We start from the raw sequence: 15,030 nt of genomic DNA, 5'->3' as shown, positions 1-15,030 counted from the left end.
AAGGAAAAATCATAAAAACAGGATGCAACATTAAGTTGCACCCTGCCTGTCGAAAAAGGGGGTTTTGCTTCAAAATTCGCATTAGCATAAATTCTCTGCGACAAACACCTCATCTACATTTTAGTAAAATACGGTTATTATCTGATTAGAGATTTTCCATTCAAAGCAACCATCTCCTATATCTTTAAAGTTTCATCAACTTTCAAAGCATAATTGATAATTATTGAATGATTTTTCTGCTTTTACGTGCAAGAGAACCATCTCCTTGCTCGAAACGATTTTTTTTATGAAGCTTCTGGTTTAATTCAGTTATACGTCTTTAACTGACACCTCATTTACAATATGATGTGAATCATTTGTAATAAATCTTATGGGTATTTCAGTGTAATACGTCTTTAACTGACACCTCATTTACAATATGATGTGAATCACACGTAATGACTAACCCCTTCTTCCTTAATTATGATGACCACAAAGGAGGAGAAATATAATTAGTTATTTATGGAAATTTAGTTCCGGAAACACTCGACTATATAAAAGCAGGAGAATTTGATAAAATGGAAATAAGAACCTCTATATAGAAAGGATCGTTTATATGTCCTTATTGGAAATAAAGCAATTAGTGGGCGGATACACGAAAACGCCCGTTTTAAAAGGAATAAGTTTTGAAATTCAGCCAAATGAGCTAGTAGGGTTAATTGGGCTCAACGGGGCTGGGAAAAGTACGACAATCAAACATATCATCGGACTCATGGAGCCGAAAGGCGGAAGTGTCTCGATTCATGGTAAAACACTTGCCCAGGACCCGGATACATATCGTAAACAATTCACTTATGTTCCAGAAACGCCAATTCTGTATGATGAGCTTACACTTGAGGAGCATTTAAAGCTTACGGCCATGGCACATGGTTTGGCGGAAGCCACATATAAAGAAAGGATGGACGTTCTGTTAAAGGAATTCCATATGGAGAAAAGGCTTAAATGGTTCCCGGCACATTTTTCAAAGGGAATGAAGCAAAAGGTCATGATCATGTGCGCCTTTTTAGTGCAGCCGTCTTTATATATCGTCGACGAACCATTCGTGGGTCTTGATCCATTAGGCATTCAATCCTTGCTTGACTTGATGAGGAAGATGAAAGAGAGCGGTGCGGGAATTTTAATGTCTACACATATACTGGCGACAGCCGAGAGGTATTGTGATTCTTTCATCATATTGCATAATGGAGAAATTCGGGCAAAAGGCAATCTTGAGCAGCTTCGTGAACAATTTTCCATGCCGGGGGCAACTCTGGACGATTTATATATCCAATTGACGAAAGAAGAAATCGGTCATGAATAGTCAAAATCTCTGGAAGGAAAGATATTTAGGCTATATAAATGAAACGCAAAAATATCTTCGTTATATTTTTAATGGCCATCTTGTTTTTGTCATGGTATTGGTTCTAGGTGGTTTGGCATATTATTACAGTGATTGGGTAAAGACGTTAAACAGTGATTTCCCTGCTGAATTGATCATGGCCTTAGTTTTATCGATCATTGTAACCAGAAACCCGATAAATACTTTCTTGAAAGAACCCGATACGGTATTCCTGCTTCCGCTTGAAACGAAGTTGAGAAGCTATTTCAAGAATTCACTGATATTAAGCTGGGTCATGCAAGGCTTTATTCTTCTTGTTGTCCTGATTGCATCGATACCGATGTATTCGAAAGTTACGGGGGCAGGAGGTAAGGACCTTGGAATTATCCTGGTCGTATTGCTTATTTTGAAGTTTTTGAATTTAACCATGCGCTGGCTGGTATTGAAATATCAGGATACATCAGTGAGCCATTGGGATTCTCTCATCCGCTTTTTACTTAATGGAGTGATTCTTTATTTCATCTGTTCAAGGGCAAATATACTGTTTGCACTTATAACCTTCTTATTATTGTTAGGTCTTTACATGTATTACCGAAGCGCAACTAAAGGTTTTGTGCTGAAGTGGGAACGGCTGGTGGAACTGGAGAACAAACGGATGAATTCTTTCTATCGAATAGCGAACATGTTTACAGATGTTCCTCATTTGAAAGGGAAGGTAGCGAGAAGGAAATGGATGGACTGGCTATTATCACTCATTCCGTATGGTGATAAATCAACTTATACCTATCTTTACGCCCGTACTCTGCTGCGATCCAATGATTATGTGGGCCTTTGTTTGCGTTTAACTATCATTGGATCCGTGATTTTAAGTGTATTCACTAACATATGGGCACATTTGATTGTAACGTTCATGTTCCTATTCATGACAGCCCTGCAACTGCTGCCGGTTTGGAAGGCTCATGAATGGAAAGTATGGGTCTCACTATATCCATTGCCAGCAAAAATGAGAGAATCTGCGGTCATAAAGCTAATTTCCTATTTCCTATTATTTGAGGACCTTGTCTTCAGTTTGGTCCTGCTAGTGAAAGGGGAATGGATGTCCGCTTTAGCCGCCTTGGCAATGGGGTTTGTTTTCATATTCGGTTTTAAAATCTATGCAGCAAAGAAAATTAAAAACTTTTAAGCAGAAGCTGATTTTCAAAAAATCAGCTTTTTCTTTATTAATGTTTCAGTTGATTTCAGAAATCTTCTCCCTTTCCGCCGACTGTCTGCCGAGCCTCCTCGGCGCAAAGAGCGCCGAGGAGGCTCCCGGACCGCCCGCGGAAAGCGAGTGCCTGGAGTGGAAAACAACGTTCGAATTTTACAAACCCTCAAAAAAAACGTTTCAGTTGATTTTATGAAAATTGAAAATAAAAGCCTCGTAGGGGGTATATACATATTTAACGGAGGTGTTAAATGAATGGATGAATATGAACAAAAGGCATTTTCGGAACTAATATCATGGAAAAAGAAAGTAGCCAAGAAATCTGGCAGGCTTGAGCGGATGTCCAAAAAGGCGCAGATCAAATTGAATAGTTATATTCCAGACCGAGTGCACAAAATGATTACTGATAGTATTAAAGGGATGATAGAGGCCGTATTATCAGGTTCTAAATATATGTCTAAAGAAAAAAATGTAGTGCTACTATCCTTGCAGCAAAAAGAAGAGTGGGTTGCGGAAACTGTAACGGCATATCGGAAAACGGCCGTTATAGAAGGTGTGGGAACCGGAGCGGCAGGGCTTTTAATTGGATTGGCTGATTTCCCATTACTGCTTAGCATCAAGATGAAATTATTATTCGAACTATCCCGTATATACGGTTTCGATCCAAATAAATATGAGGAACGATTATTCATTCTCCATATCTTCCAGATCGCATTTTCAAGCGAGGAGAAGAAATTGGAAACTTTACAGGTAATAGAGGAATGGGATTCAGGGAAATGGCCGGAAATAGACTGGCAAGAATTTCAGCAGGAATATCGCGATCACATCGATGTCATCAAAATGTTCCAGCTCGTTCCAGGTATTGGGGCAGCTGTCGGTGGATATGCCAACCATCATTTGTTGGAACATCTTGGGGAAACGGCTGTCAATTGTTACCGAATCAGACTTCTTAAAGAGTAAGGGACGGGGGTAACCCGTCCCTTCACCATTACCGCAATAAAGATTCATTCACCATTTGGGATGATTGTTTCTTATTGTGATAAGTTACCGCTGCAGTGCCTAATATTTTGGCTGCAATGAGCATCGCATTTTCATCAATATCAAACAAAGGATGATGATGCGGATATGTATGTTCATTTTTTGGCCTGGCTCCCGTAAAGAAGAATGTACCTTTTACATTTTGTAAATAATAAGAAAAATCTTCACCTGTCATATCCGGGTCAATTTCCTCTGTAATCAAAACTTCCTTGACCGACTCAGTGCTTTCGATGAGGAATTTAGTTTCCTCAACATGTGGAATAACAGCTGGATAACCTTGAAAGTATTGATATTCATAGGTGCAGTCCGCAGCTATGCAGGTTCCTTTAACAATCCGCTCTATTTCTTCGCTAATGAATGAACGGACATCTTCCTTGAATGTGCGGACGGTCCCGATTATTTTAGCCTTATCTGCAATGACGTTAAAGGCATTATCTGCTACAAAGGAACCGACGGTAATGACTGCAGAATCTATTGGGTTTAGGCGGCGGCTCACGATTTGCTGCAGGGCCATGACGAGCTGAGAGCCGACTACGATTGCATCACGGGTTTTATGCGGCTGGGCTCCATGCCCGCCCTGCCCTTGAATGGTGATTTCAAAACGGTCAGCAGCGGCCATAAGGGGTCCATAAGCGTATTGGACTGTTCCGGTTGGGGCCGTTGCCCATAAATGGGTGCCGAAAATTACATCCACTCCATCAAGGCAGCCAGCCTCAATCATCGGTTTGGCACCCCCTGGAGCATATTCTTCAGCATGTTGGTGGATAAATATATATTCACCTTCGAGCTCATCCTTCAGTTCATTCAGATTTTTTGCAAGGACAAGGAGTGTCGCTGTATGGCCATCGTGTCCACACGCATGCATTACCCCGGGTACGGAAGATTTATAGGGAACTTCTTTTTCATCTTGAATGGGTAAGGCGTCGAAATCAGCGCGCAATGCTACGGTTTTACCAGGCTTACTGCCTGTGACCTTGGCAATAACACCATTACCGCCTACATTTGTTCGGTGTTCGATTCCAAGTTTTTCATAATATCCGGCGATGAAGGCCGCCGTTTGGGTTTCTTGAAAAGAAAGCTCGGGGTTTTGATGAAGATAACGCCGGATGGATACCATTTCTTCATATGAACCATCTAGAAGATCGTGTAATCGCTGTATCATTTTGCACCTCCCAATGATTGGATTAATTGTAAATAGTATATCATATTCTGAATAATCCAAAGTATATTAAGTACCTCGAGGAGAGATATATAATGATTAAATATTTCTGGATTGCTTTGGTTTTGCTTTGCATGTTGCTATTCTTTTTTTTGATGCATGAAGTCCAAAGTGATGAGGCTTTAGCGTTCGATACATATGTTGCGGAACTTTTTTCGGTAGGTGAAAATACTTTTTCGTTCACTTTCTTCAAAACCATTACCTATCTTGGGAAATCCAAGTTCATTGGTTTTGGAAGCTTATTATGTGTTCTCTATTTGTGGATAATAAAGAAGGATTATTGGACCATGGCCGTCTTCTCTATCGGAATTGCTGGGGGTGATGTGTTAAACGGGTGGATAAAAAATCATGTGAAAAGAGTGCGCCCTGAAAATCATTTGATGGATACCGCTGGCTTCAGTTTTCCAAGTGGCCACGCAATGGTGGGCCTTATTTTCTTCAGTATGGTTGCTTATTTAATCATGAAAGAAATTAAAGGGAACTCATTGAAATGGGCATTAGGAATCGGTTTCTTTTGTCTCATTCTGCTAATTGGTGTCAGTAGGATTGCTATGAAGGTTCATTTTCCAACTGATATCTTTGCAGGTTATGCATTAGGCGCGGCATATAGTTTAACCTTGTTTAAATTGCATAAATTCCTGGGGCCTAGAGTACTTTGAAAAAAGGATTCAGATAAAATTTATGTAAATATCCGTTGTATTTCCCCGGAAATAAAGAAGGAATTTGTCGGATTGTTATAGGTCTTTATGATTTTTTAGCGTCCAAATAACGATCTGCATTACTATGAAAAGGCCCATCCTTAAGGGGATGGGCCTTTTATTGAGCAAGAATGGATTATTCTTCGGAATCCTTCACCAATGTATATTGAGTAACATAGGCTTCACCCGAAAACATCTTCTGGCTGGAATTCGTAACGGGAGCTTTGGAGTCGCTGTTATGCGCCATCTTAAAGGAACCGGAATTCTTCCAGTTCAGGAAATCAGCTTGTTTCTCCCAAATCGTTAGAATTACATAAGTTTCAGAATTGATTGGCCGCAGGACACGAAGTGCGACGAAACCTGGTTCATTTTCAATGAATCCGGCCCTGTTTTTAAAACGATGTTCGAATACCGGCCTTCCTTCTTCACTTACAGGGATATTGTTCATGACTACATACCCATGATCCTGAAGGTTTCCTTTCCCATCAACTACTTCATACTTACGTGGAGAGCTGAAGATCGTTTTACCTGTTGTTTCATGTAAAAGTACTGCAGTGTCAGGATTTTGCATAAGTAATATTTTTTCATTCGGGTGCTTATCTTTTTTGATTTTTAAAAAATCGAAAGTGCCTGATGTGATGAATACATTCATAAATTCCCCTCCAATTTCTATATAGAACCTGTATACCCATTTTACCCAATGAATAGTGCTTTTACCATTTCCAAACTAACCATTAGGCTTGTAAACCGGTAAGATATTTATAAAAACGTCGATTTTCTGACAAATATATAGGTTGGCTATACTTCTATTATAGAAAAAGCTATAGTTTAAGGAGATTCGATTTGAAATTCAACATCCTTCTGATATTCTATGTAGGTAATGAATAAAAATAGAAACGTGATTGCTTGAAAGGTGGATATTAATGTCTAAGGAAATTACGAATGATACATTCTTAAAAGCTGCGAGAGGAGAGAAAAAGGATCATGTGCCTGTTTGGTATATGCGTCAGGCCGGCCGTTCACAGCCGGAATACCGTAAATTGAAAGAGAAGTACTCTCTTTTTGAAATTACTCATCAGCCGGAATTATGCGCTTATGTAACTAGATTGCCAGTCGAGCAATATGATGTAGACGCTGCGATTTTATATAAAGATATAATGACACCGCTACCAGCCATTGGTGTCGATGTTGAGATTAAGTCCGGAATCGGTCCGGTCATATCCAATCCGATCCAATCGGTATCAGATGTTGAAAAATTAGGTGAATTGAATCCAGAGAAAGACATCCCATATGTGTTGGACACGATTAAATTATTGACCACGGAGCAATTGTCCGTTCCTTTGATCGGTTTCTCCGGGGCTCCGTTCACCATTGCTTCATACATGATTGAAGGCGGCCCCTCCAAAAACTACAATAAGACGAAAGCTTTCATGTATACTGAGCCAAAGGCATGGTTTGCATTAATGGATAAGTTAGCGGATATGATCATCATCTATGTCAAGTCGCAAATCAAAGCCGGCGTTAAAGCCATCCAAATCTTTGATTCCTGGGTGGGTGCTTTGAATGTTGAAGATTACCGCGTATTCATCAAGCCGATCATGACTCGTATCTTTTCATCATTGCGTGAAGAAAATGTACCGCTAATCATGTTCGGGGTCGGCGCAAGTCACTTGGCACTTGAGTGGAATGATCTTCCGATTGATGTAGTCGGGCTTGATTGGAGACTGCCAATTAAAGAAGCAAGACAAATGGGAATCCAGAAAACGGTACAAGGTAATCTAGATCCTGCCCTGCTATTATCTTCATGGGATGTTATAGAAGAACGGACGAAAAGGATCCTGGATCAGGGCATGGAGCAGGACGGCTACATCTTTAATCTTGGTCATGGGGTTTTCCCGTCCGTAAATCCGGATACACTGAAGAGGCTGACTGCTTTCATTCATGAATATTCATCAAAAATGAAGTAAGGTGAGCGAACCATTTGCTAAAACTCCTTTATTGGATGCACAATAAAAGAACGAAATCTTTAAAAGAGGTGTAACTTCATGTCAAGAAAAAAAATGGGCCTTTTAGTCATGGCTTATGGTACTCCATACACTGAAGAGGATATTGAAAGGTATTATACACATATTCGTCATGGGAGACGGCCAAGCGACGAATTGATTGCCGACCTAAAGGGCAGATATGAAGCGATTGGTGGATTATCCCCGCTTGCAAAAATAACGGCAGGACAAGCTGAAGCGCTTGAAAAGAAATTGAATTCCGTTCAGGAGGAAGTTGAATTCAAGGCATATCTTGGACTGAAACATATTGAACCTTTTGTTGAAGACGCAGTGAAACAAATGCATGAAGATGGAATCAAAGAAGCGGTCAGTATAGTATTGGCTCCGCATTTTTCCACATTCAGCGTGAAGTCTTATAATGGACGTGCCCAGGATGAAGCAGCTAAATTGGGGAACCTCACCATCACTTCCGTTGAAAGCTGGTATGATGAGCCAAAATTCATCCAATATTGGGTAGACCAAGTAAAAGAAGTAATCGGGAAAATGACCTCGGAAGAACGCGATAATTTCGCTTTGATTGTGTCGGCACATAGCCTCCCTGAAAAAATCCTGCAATCGGGAGATCCGTATCCAAATCAACTGAAAGAAACGGCAGACATGATCGCTGAAGGCGCAGGGGTTAGCAATTATGCAGTAGGCTGGCAAAGCGCTGGACAAACACCTGAACCATGGTTGGGACCTGATGTACAGGATTTAACCAGAGATCTTCATCAAGCAAAAGGTTATAAAGCTTTCATTTATATTCCTGTCGGCTTTGTTGCCGAGCACCTTGAAGTCCTTTATGATAACGATTATGAATGTAAGGTTGTGATGGAAGAGATTGGTGCAGGCTACTATAGGCCGGATATGCCCAATGTTAAACCTGAATTCATCGATGCTTTGGCAACAATCATTTTAAACAGATTACAGGAAAAGTGATCAGTCAATAGGAGAAAGTAGTTTAACAATGTTTGCAATGTGCTCTACATATTTACATGTGAAGTTGAAAGATGTTGTACAACTGGAAAAGCGCCGCTTTCTTTTTACTTGACCTTGGTGATTTAAATGAATACTCGAAAAAGTGGCTGTCCAGTAATGAGGATGGCCATTGTTTCTATAAGTAATTGAAAATATAATTGAAAAGACTGAAAATTTTTGGTATGATATCGTTGAACATAATGACTGTTTTGTCCGTTTGGTCAGGATTGAGGTGGGAAATGTCTGTTGATCGTAAAAAATTAATTTTAGAAGCTGCGACCAAGTCGTTTTCACTTTTTGGATATAAGGCAACGACGATGGATCAAGTCGCTAAAATTGCCAATGTGGGAAAAGGGACCATTTATACCTTTTATAAAAATAAAGAAGAGCTGTTTAAAGAAATCGTTCAGCGGTTGATAGAGGAAATGAAATATGAGGCGGAACAATCTTTGGATGACCAACTTTCCTTTTTTGAAAACCTGCATCGGGCCGTTTATCGAATTCTGGAGTTCAGGCAGGAACATCAATTATCTTTGAAACTTCTTCAGGAAGAGCGCGAAATTGGGACGCCGGCCGTTCAGGAAATGGTTAATGAAATGGAAGAAGCCATTGTCTCCTACATTAAGGAAAAACTAAAAATAGCGATTGATAAGGGCTATATACAGCCTTGCGATCCAGAGATAACAGCATTCCTGATGCTAAAGATGTACCTAGCACTGATTTTTGATTGGGAAAGGAACCATGCCCCATTAGAGAAAGAGGAAATTGCTGAACTATTTAAAATATATTTATTCAAAGGATTATCCGTTACGTGATAATTCTATTTTTTTTGCTCAAATGCAATGAACCCGAAATAAAAAGAAGAGATACCGTTCGGTACCTCTTCTTTTTATTTCGGGTTTTCAGCTGCGAAACCGAACCATATATGAATTCATCCTGCTATTTGGGAAGCGGATGGTGAAACACAGGACAACTACTCTCCAGATAGGCAATGATCACAGTGGTTTCCATAACATTCGTGCTGTTCTTCAATTTTTTTTCCGCATTCCGTGCATTGTTTCGGTGGCAGGTTTTTAAAGAACTCAACGCTACTTTGAAGCATGAAATCATCTCCTGAATTTTTTTATTATTCGCTTTTCTATGGTTTTATTGTATTATAACAGATTTTAAATGTCAATGAATGTTTTATAACATAAGTAAAAAAGGTGAAATAAGGGCAAGAATAGTTTATATTAATGGGGAAGTCATTGAGAGAAAAAAAGGAGTGCCTAAGCATGAAAATCACCGTAATTGGCTGCTGGGGCGGTTATCCAGCTAAAAATGAGGCAAGTTCCGGCTATTTGCTTGAATATGAAGATTTTCGCATTCTGCTTGATTGTGGCAGCGGTGTTCTATCACAGCTGCAAAACCATATGAAGCCGGAGGATCTTGGTGCAGTTGTATTATCCCACTATCATCCGGATCATGTAGCGGATATTGGTGTACTGCAGCACGCTGCGTTCATACAGCAGATATTGGGCAGCGAAAAAAGGATCATTCCTATTTATGGTCATGATTTAGACGAAGTCGAATTTGGTAAGTTAACTTATAAAGACGTGACAAAGGGGATAGCTTTCTCTGCTGATCAACCCTTAACCATTGGACCGTGTAAATTTACGTTCATGAAAACGAAACATCCAGTACCGTGTTTTGCAATGAGGATTGAAGCTGAAAATCATTCGATAGTTTACACAGGGGACAGTTCATATATGGATGAGCTTGCAGATTTCGCTAAAGACGCAAATGTTTTATTATGTGAAAGTAACTTTTACAGTGATATGGATGGGTCAAAGGCGGGGCATATGACGGCAAGGGAAGCGGGCATGCTGGCAGAAAAGGCTGACGTCCAGCTTTTGCTGTTAACTCACCTCCCGCATTATGGGAATCTTGATCAACTGAAAAAAGAAGCATCCGAGGTATTCAAAAGAGAAATAGCTGTAGCCAAAACCAATCTTGAATTTCAACTATAAATGAAACATCGGGGATATGAAGTCTACAAGGAGGAACAACTGTGCTTTTTATTGATAATAAGGGAATTACAGATCCAAGAATTAATCTGGCCATCGAAGAATATGCGCTTAAACATTTAAATATAGATGAAACCTATCTTCTATTTTACATTAATCGTCCTTCAATCATCATAGGAAGGAATCAAAATACGATTGAAGAAATCAATTCCGATTATGTAGATGGAAATGGCATTACAGTTGTTCGCCGCCTTTCCGGGGGTGGAGCGGTTTATCATGACCTAGGGAATCTCAATTTCAGCTTCATTACGAGAGATGATGGGGATAGTTTCCATAACTTTAAGAAATTCACCCAGCCTGTCGTGGAAACGCTCGAGAAACTAGGAATACATGCTGAATTGAGTGGTCGTAACGATATTCTGGCTGAAGGAAAGAAGATTTCGGGAAACGCGATGTTCTCAACTAAGGGCAGGATGTTCAGTCATGGGACATTGCTGTTTCAATCAGAAATGGATCACATTGTATCCGCTTTAAAAGTGAAAAAAGATAAAATCGAGTCCAAAGGGATTAAATCGATAAGAAGCCGTGTCGGTAATATTGCCGATTTCCTAAAAGAACCGATGTCTGTTGAAGAATTCCGTTCATTCCTTCTGCAAAATATTTTCAAAGAGAGCGGAAAGGTAACAGAGTATGTTTTAACCGAGACGGATTGGGAGAAAATTCACGAAATCTCGGAAGAAAGATATCAAAACTGGGAGTGGAATTACGGGAAATCACCTAAATTCAACTTGCAAAACTCACAAAGATTCCCTGTGGGATCTGTTGATATCCGCCTTGAAGTGAACAGGGGAATCATTGAAAATTGTAAAATCTACGGCGATTTCTTCGGGGTCGGAGAGGTTACGGATATTGAACAAAAGCTTACTGGAATACGCTATGAAAAGGAAGCAATCAGCAGGGTACTAGATGAGATTGATGTTCGTCATTATTTTGGCAATGTAACGAAAGAAGAAATATTGGCTTTAATATATTAAGCCTGAAAAGCCGTCCCGACTTAATGGGACGGCTTTTGTTCCTGATAATGACAGTAATTGCTGGAATATGGATAAAATTGTTGCTGTGATCGCATTCTTTTAATATAATAAAAATGTATTTAGTTTACCATAAAAATGAATGACTATTCATTCATGCTATTTGCAGGGGAGGGAGAAAGATGAATTTATCTGAACAGCTTCATCAAATGGCTTTAAAAAAGGCAGGTAAGCCAGCATATTACTTTATGGATCAATCCACTTCATATGGGGAATTGGATAAAGCCGTTACGAAGTTCGCAGACGAATTACATAGGCTTGGTGTTTCAAAGGGTGATAACATTGCGCTGCTATTAGGCAACTCTCCACATTTCATCATTTCGTTGTATGGAGCTATGCGAGCAGGGGCGACCGTAATTCCCGTCAATCCAATTTACACACCTGACGAGATTGGTTATATCCTGAATAATGGCGATGTAAAGGTTGTTGTGGCATTAGATAAGCTTTTACCCTTACTTGAGAAAATGAACCCGATTCTCTCAAGCGTAGAACAATATGTGATTTGTGAAACGCAGCCTGATAATGGGGATATTAGCAAATTTAACATCTACCCAAAAATGAAATCGTTTACAAAAATGATCGAATCGGGGGATGAAGGCTTTAAAGGTCCAGAACTGGATCCTGAAGATACGGCAATCATACTCTATACTTCGGGAACAACGGGGAAACCAAAGGGGGCCATGCTCACACATACCAATATCTACTCCAATGCACATGATATTGGTGAATATTTAAGAATCACGGAAAGTGACCGTGTCATTACGACATTGCCAATGTTCCATGTTTTCAGTTTAACGGTAGTTGTGAATGCCCCATTGATAAGCGGAGGTACGCTTTTAATTGTCCCGCAATTCAGTCCAAAGGAAATATTCAGGCAAATCAAAAAATATGATGCGACCGTTTTTGCTGGAGTGCCTACGATGTATAACTTTCTTTTCCAATATCCAGATGCGAAAGAAGATGCTTTAAAGTCGTTACGCATTTGCATATCGGGCGGATCCGCCATGCCGGTGTCTTTGCTTGAATCATTCGAGCGGAAATTTAATGTCAGGGTTTCAGAAGGATATGGCCTATCCGAAGCTTCTCCTGTTACCTGCTTCAATCCTTTGGATCGTCCAAGGAAGGCGGGATCCATCGGAACCTCCATCCTTAGGGTGGAAAACAAAGTGGTCAATGAGCTTGGAGAAGAAGTGCCGATCAATGGGGTAGGGGAATTGATTGTCAGAGGTCCGAATGTAATGAAAGGGTATTATAAAATGCCTGAAGAATCAGCCGCTGTCTTGAAAGATGGCTGGTTATATACAGGCGATTTAGCCAGGATGGATGATGAAGGCTATTTTTTCATTGTAGATCGTAAAAAGGAGCTTATTATCGTCGGTGGCTATAATGTCTATCCACGTGAAGTGGAGGAGGTTCTGTATGCCCATCCTGAAGTAGTTGAGGCGGCTGCCATAGGCGTTCCCGATCCCAATCAGGGGGAAGTGGTTAAATGCTTTGTGGTAAAGAAAAACAATGCATTGACCGAGGAAGAACTGCTTTCCTATTGCATGGAACACTTGGCCAAATATAAGGTGCCGGCAAAAATTGAGTTTTTGGATGAACTTCCAAAAAACGCGACAGGTAAAATTTTACGACGCTCTTTGAAAAACCATGTACTGCAAAACTGAATTCATTGATCGATCATTGCCTATAACCGGCAATGGTCCTTTTTTTGTACAACCAAAGTGTATCAAGCTGCATAAAATATATCGGAGAAACTTAAAACCTTGATTCTTGTTTAGAAAAGAGTTATGATAGTCATTAAAAATTTCCACATAATTGTAAGGAGGGGTTAGATGAGAGATGTAAAGCTTTTGGATATTTTTACACATCCCATTGCTCAAAAATACTTGAACCGTTCAGGGCTGTCACATGCGATTGCGGTAGCATACCATGCTTTTCACTTAGCAAACGAATATAATGTCGACCCTGATATTGCTGCTAAAGCTGGACTTTTGCATGATATGGGTCATTTCACCTGGTATCGCAATGGTAAATGGGATTATGATCTGTATAAACAAAATGATATTCACCCCATAAAAGGTGCAGAACGAGCACATAAACTGTTAATCCGCTTGGGAGAAAACCCGATTAAGGCAAAGACCATTTCCCTCGCCATCTTATTTCACACCGATTCGTTCTTACCTTCAAATGATATTATTCGTACACCGCTTCAGCAAGTCGTCAAATGGGCCGACGAAAAAGATGAAGAAGAAGGTGGAAAACACCATTATCGCAAAATTGATTTTCCACGGGCAAAGGAGAGCATCATGAAACTTGATACGCTCATAGATGAGGAACAAAGAAAAAGGCTATCATCCTGAAGGCAAACGGGTTGATAGCCTTTTTATGTCAGGAGGAGCATATTTAATTAAAGTATTTTACAGTTTAAATTTGTTATCAGGTGAATTAATGATGTAAAATATAGACCATTAGAACTATTTCGCTGCGGGAAATTATAAAAACGATCGGATTAATAACAAATAATGAAAAGAACAGGTGAAGTTATGAAGTCGATTAAGCTAATGATATATGGTGGTCAGGGAGGACTTGAGGGAATCATCGAAAATGAAGAAGACATTAAGGTCATAGGGATAACCGGAAATGAAATGGACCTTCTTGATTCTGATCATAGACCATCAGTCATGCCAGATGCCATTCTTATTGATGCCCGGTCATCAGGGAAGTATGGACAGGAAGTCATGCCAATCCTAAAGGAAAAACACCCATTTACTCCTTTCGTCATTTTTACTGCCTATTCAGAAGATCATTATCTTATCGAAGCGATATGCCATGGTGCAGCAGGTTATGTGTTACAGGGTGGCGGAATGAAACAAGTGCTGTCGGCAATCCGTCAATGTGCCAATGGTCAAATAGTCTATCCTGCCTCAATAAAATCAATATTAATGAAGAAGCTGCAGCAGAATGTTGAAAGATCACCAGTAACTTTGGATAAGGCAATCGAAAAATTGGGGGCCTTTTCCAAACGCGAGTATGAACTGCTTATCCTGATAACCCAAGGGGAAACGAATCAGCAAATTTCAAAAAAACTTTTTCTATCCATCGGCACGGTAAAAAACTATATAAGCCGGATTTACAGAAAACTGAATGTTAATAATCGACCGGAGCTTATTGCGCTTTTGTATAGCTTTCAAAATAGCGGGATGAAGGGATGACTTACTCATGTCCGTCCCCCCGTTAATCGTTTTCACGGATCCTTTATCGGAGTCACATTCCAAAACAATTAGGTAGCGGCAGAGAGACAAAATCGTTTAACCCACCCAGCCCTCAGCTTTTTAAAAATGCCTCTGCATATGCATCATTCCGCCTGGTGGATAATAAAGAATCAAGAAAATGA

The 15,030-nt window shown here is 40.0% G+C and carries 16 protein-coding genes; 13 read left to right on the top strand and 3 right to left on the bottom strand.

What is annotated here, in order from left to right; all coding sequences use genetic code 11:
- Positions 1-595 precede the first annotated feature (595 nt).
- Genes ACSR9O_RS02870 through ACSR9O_RS02855 form a run of 4 tightly spaced genes read left to right on the top strand, consistent with a single transcriptional unit; the run spans position 596 to position 3,521 of the window.
- The gene (locus ACSR9O_RS02870) at positions 596-1,339 is read left to right on the top strand and encodes an ABC transporter ATP-binding protein (protein WP_101224178.1); all 744 of its coding nucleotides are present in this window, start codon (positions 596-598) and stop codon (positions 1,337-1,339) included.
- Positions 1,332-2,540: an ABC transporter permease gene (locus ACSR9O_RS02865; RefSeq protein WP_491723876.1), complete on the top strand. Its 1,209-nt coding sequence runs from the start codon at positions 1,332-1,334 to the stop codon at positions 2,538-2,540. Before ACSR9O_RS02870 ends, ACSR9O_RS02865 begins: the two co-directional genes overlap by 8 nt.
- The gene (locus ACSR9O_RS02860; RefSeq protein ID WP_491723875.1) at positions 2,512-2,757 is read left to right on the top strand and encodes a hypothetical protein; all 246 of its coding nucleotides are present in this window, start codon (positions 2,512-2,514) and stop codon (positions 2,755-2,757) included. The genes ACSR9O_RS02865 and ACSR9O_RS02860 overlap by 29 nt, the downstream gene beginning before the upstream one ends.
- Before the next feature lie 59 nt (positions 2,758-2,816).
- Entirely contained in the window at positions 2,817-3,521 is a 705-nt protein-coding gene (locus tag ACSR9O_RS02855; protein ID WP_260356897.1) for an EcsC family protein, read from the top strand.
- A gap of 28 nt (positions 3,522-3,549) precedes the next feature.
- Here ACSR9O_RS02855 and ACSR9O_RS02850 read toward each other — a convergent pair whose 3' ends face one another.
- Positions 3,550-4,761: a M20 family metallopeptidase gene (locus ACSR9O_RS02850; protein ID WP_230177342.1), complete on the bottom strand. Its 1,212-nt coding sequence runs from the start codon at positions 4,759-4,761 to the stop codon at positions 3,550-3,552.
- 92 nt (positions 4,762-4,853) lie between these two features.
- Between ACSR9O_RS02850 and ACSR9O_RS02845 the strand changes: the two genes are divergently transcribed.
- Positions 4,854-5,477 carry a phosphatase PAP2 family protein gene (locus ACSR9O_RS02845; protein ID WP_491723874.1) on the top strand — a complete coding sequence of 208 codons (624 nt, stop codon included), beginning with the start codon at positions 4,854-4,856 and terminating at the stop codon, positions 5,475-5,477.
- 175 nt (positions 5,478-5,652) lie between these two features.
- Here ACSR9O_RS02845 and ACSR9O_RS02840 read toward each other — a convergent pair whose 3' ends face one another.
- Complete coding sequence (locus ACSR9O_RS02840) at positions 5,653-6,168, bottom strand: antibiotic biosynthesis monooxygenase family protein (RefSeq protein WP_491723873.1); 516 nt, start codon at positions 6,166-6,168, stop codon at positions 5,653-5,655.
- Positions 6,169-6,439: 271 nt separating this feature from the next.
- Here ACSR9O_RS02840 and hemE point away from each other — a divergent pair, with 271 nt between their 5' ends.
- From hemE to ACSR9O_RS02825, 3 genes are all read left to right on the top strand, one after another.
- Positions 6,440-7,483 (top strand): uroporphyrinogen decarboxylase, encoded by a 1,044-nt coding sequence (hemE, locus tag ACSR9O_RS02835; protein ID WP_491723872.1) that lies wholly within the window; start codon positions 6,440-6,442, stop codon positions 7,481-7,483.
- Between the two features lie 78 nt (positions 7,484-7,561).
- The gene (hemH, locus tag ACSR9O_RS02830; RefSeq protein WP_491723871.1) at positions 7,562-8,497 is read left to right on the top strand and encodes a ferrochelatase; all 936 of its coding nucleotides are present in this window, start codon (positions 7,562-7,564) and stop codon (positions 8,495-8,497) included.
- 278 nt (positions 8,498-8,775) lie between these two features.
- Complete coding sequence (locus tag ACSR9O_RS02825) at positions 8,776-9,351, top strand: TetR/AcrR family transcriptional regulator (protein ID WP_101224170.1); 576 nt, start codon at positions 8,776-8,778, stop codon at positions 9,349-9,351.
- A 158-nt stretch (positions 9,352-9,509) separates the two neighbouring features.
- On the opposite strand, the gene yhfH is transcribed toward ACSR9O_RS02825, so the two are convergent.
- On the bottom strand, positions 9,510-9,638 hold the full coding sequence (gene yhfH / locus ACSR9O_RS02820) for a protein YhfH (RefSeq protein WP_101224169.1): 129 nt from the start codon (positions 9,636-9,638) through the stop codon (positions 9,510-9,512).
- Between the two features lie 172 nt (positions 9,639-9,810).
- Here yhfH and ACSR9O_RS02815 point away from each other — a divergent pair, with 172 nt between their 5' ends.
- The 5 genes from ACSR9O_RS02815 (at position 9,811) to ACSR9O_RS02795 (ending at position 14,848) form a co-directional block, all read left to right on the top strand.
- A complete protein-coding gene (locus tag ACSR9O_RS02815; RefSeq protein ID WP_491723870.1) occupies positions 9,811-10,545 on the top strand; it encodes an MBL fold metallo-hydrolase in 735 nt (244 codons plus the stop codon).
- Positions 10,546-10,586: 41 nt separating this feature from the next.
- Complete coding sequence (gene lplA / locus ACSR9O_RS02810) at positions 10,587-11,576, top strand: lipoate--protein ligase (RefSeq protein WP_491723869.1); 990 nt, start codon at positions 10,587-10,589, stop codon at positions 11,574-11,576.
- Between the two features lie 179 nt (positions 11,577-11,755).
- Positions 11,756-13,300, top strand: a complete 1,545-nt coding sequence (locus tag ACSR9O_RS02805) for a fatty acid--CoA ligase family protein (RefSeq protein WP_230177346.1) — start codon at positions 11,756-11,758, stop codon at positions 13,298-13,300.
- A 168-nt stretch (positions 13,301-13,468) separates the two neighbouring features.
- Positions 13,469-13,996 carry an HD domain-containing protein gene (locus ACSR9O_RS02800; protein ID WP_101224165.1) on the top strand — a complete coding sequence of 176 codons (528 nt, stop codon included), beginning with the start codon at positions 13,469-13,471 and terminating at the stop codon, positions 13,994-13,996.
- 162 nt (positions 13,997-14,158) lie between these two features.
- Entirely contained in the window at positions 14,159-14,848 is a 690-nt protein-coding gene (locus tag ACSR9O_RS02795) for a LuxR C-terminal-related transcriptional regulator (protein WP_491723868.1), read from the top strand.
- Positions 14,849-15,030 lie beyond the last annotated feature (182 nt).

This window comes from Peribacillus sp. B65, assembly GCF_058513295.1.
This window is presented reverse-complemented; position numbering and strand designations above follow the sequence as displayed.

What these genes read in the sequence shown, in the direction of transcription:
- yhfH (WP_101224169.1), bottom strand. Translation starts at nt 9,638, where the DNA reads ATGCTTCAAAGTAGCGTTGAGTTCTTTAAAAACCTGCCACCGAAACAA.
- ACSR9O_RS02825 (WP_101224170.1), top strand. Translation starts at nt 8,776, where the DNA reads ATGTCTGTTGATCGTAAAAAATTAATTTTAGAAGCTGCGACCAAGTCG.
- ACSR9O_RS02815 (WP_491723870.1), top strand. Translation starts at nt 9,811, where the DNA reads ATGAAAATCACCGTAATTGGCTGCTGGGGCGGTTATCCAGCTAAAAAT.
- ACSR9O_RS02840 (WP_491723873.1), bottom strand. Translation starts at nt 6,168, where the DNA reads ATGAATGTATTCATCACATCAGGCACTTTCGATTTTTTAAAAATCAAA.
- ACSR9O_RS02855 (WP_260356897.1), top strand. Translation starts at nt 2,817, where the DNA reads ATGGATGAATATGAACAAAAGGCATTTTCGGAACTAATATCATGGAAA.
- ACSR9O_RS02845 (WP_491723874.1), top strand. Translation starts at nt 4,854, where the DNA reads ATGATTAAATATTTCTGGATTGCTTTGGTTTTGCTTTGCATGTTGCTA.
- hemH (WP_491723871.1), top strand. Translation starts at nt 7,562, where the DNA reads ATGTCAAGAAAAAAAATGGGCCTTTTAGTCATGGCTTATGGTACTCCA.
- ACSR9O_RS02850 (WP_230177342.1), bottom strand. Translation starts at nt 4,761, where the DNA reads ATGATACAGCGATTACACGATCTTCTAGATGGTTCATATGAAGAAATG.
- ACSR9O_RS02865 (WP_491723876.1), top strand. Translation starts at nt 1,332, where the DNA reads ATGAATAGTCAAAATCTCTGGAAGGAAAGATATTTAGGCTATATAAAT.
- ACSR9O_RS02805 (WP_230177346.1), top strand. Translation starts at nt 11,756, where the DNA reads ATGAATTTATCTGAACAGCTTCATCAAATGGCTTTAAAAAAGGCAGGT.
- ACSR9O_RS02800 (WP_101224165.1), top strand. Translation starts at nt 13,469, where the DNA reads ATGAGAGATGTAAAGCTTTTGGATATTTTTACACATCCCATTGCTCAA.
- ACSR9O_RS02795 (WP_491723868.1), top strand. Translation starts at nt 14,159, where the DNA reads ATGAAAAGAACAGGTGAAGTTATGAAGTCGATTAAGCTAATGATATAT.
- ACSR9O_RS02860 (WP_491723875.1), top strand. Translation starts at nt 2,512, where the DNA reads ATGCAGCAAAGAAAATTAAAAACTTTTAAGCAGAAGCTGATTTTCAAA.
- hemE (WP_491723872.1), top strand. Translation starts at nt 6,440, where the DNA reads ATGTCTAAGGAAATTACGAATGATACATTCTTAAAAGCTGCGAGAGGA.
- ACSR9O_RS02870 (WP_101224178.1), top strand. Translation starts at nt 596, where the DNA reads ATGTCCTTATTGGAAATAAAGCAATTAGTGGGCGGATACACGAAAACG.